The following is an 864-nucleotide window of genomic DNA, read 5'->3' as shown; positions in this document are numbered from 1 at the left end:
CTCGGGTAACTGCTTATACAGCCACATAACAATTTTGTGCTTCATTTTCACCAAGGTCAGATCATCCTTAGCAAGAGGTTGAAGCTGCTTGTCGTGTACTAGTAAGCGGTAAATGTACTCGATTTTGTCGTCTTGAGAGTCATCAGCTTCGAATTTTGCGACGCCACGTTTTTCGGCATATAAGGTGCCGATGCGAATTGCTTCTTTAAGGAGTTGAGCTTCGTTTTTTAGCTTCTTCGCCATACTGGGCTTCTCATAAGTTTATAGTTAGGGTGAATGTGTAACATAGCTAATTTGTTTTATTTGTTGAAACGTTGCTCTAGTAGGTCGAAGACTGCACGAATACCAAATGCTTCGCCGCCAGTTGGTCGCCCAGGAAGCTTTCGATTATTCCAGGCCATTACATCAAAATGAACCCATGGAGTGTCATCAGACACGAATAATTGTAAGTAAAGCGCTGCTGTAATAGCGCCGCCAAAACCCGTGGCTGCGCTATTAAGGGTGTCAGCAATATCGCTTTTTAGCATGTCCTGGTAAGGGCTGTGTAGGGGGAGTTGCCACACAAGGTCTTGGCTGCTCTTTCCACACTCCTGCAACGAAGATGCAAGTTGTTCGTCATTGCAAAAAAAACCGGGTAACTCTGTTCCTAATGCAACTCGGCAGGCGCCGGTTAGTGTTGCAAAGTCGAATATCATGTCCGGGTTTTCGCTATCTGCTTCGGTCAATGCGTCACATAAGACTAAGCGGCCTTCAGCGTCAGTGTTGTCAATTTCGACAGTAATTCCTTGTCGTGTGGTGATTACATCACCTGGACGAAAAGCATTCGAAGATACGGCATTCTCTACTGCGGGTATTAGTACACGT

2 protein-coding genes are annotated in these 864 nt (G+C 45.5%); both read right to left on the bottom strand.

Annotated features, from left to right (window positions below):
• A partial coding sequence (locus tag A3729_RS00685) for a DUF5062 family protein (protein WP_068632961.1) occupies positions 1-243 on the bottom strand: 243 nt, incomplete at its 3' end.
• A 56-nt stretch (positions 244-299) separates the two neighbouring features.
• The coding region (locus tag A3729_RS00680) for a M17 family metallopeptidase (RefSeq protein WP_369820055.1) at positions 300-864 on the bottom strand (565 nt) is incomplete at its 5' end.

The sequence above is a fragment of the Oleiphilus sp. HI0043 genome (assembly GCF_001634935.1).
The sequence above is the reverse complement of the archived record's forward strand: the minus strand, read 5'-3'. Positions and strand labels throughout refer to the sequence as shown.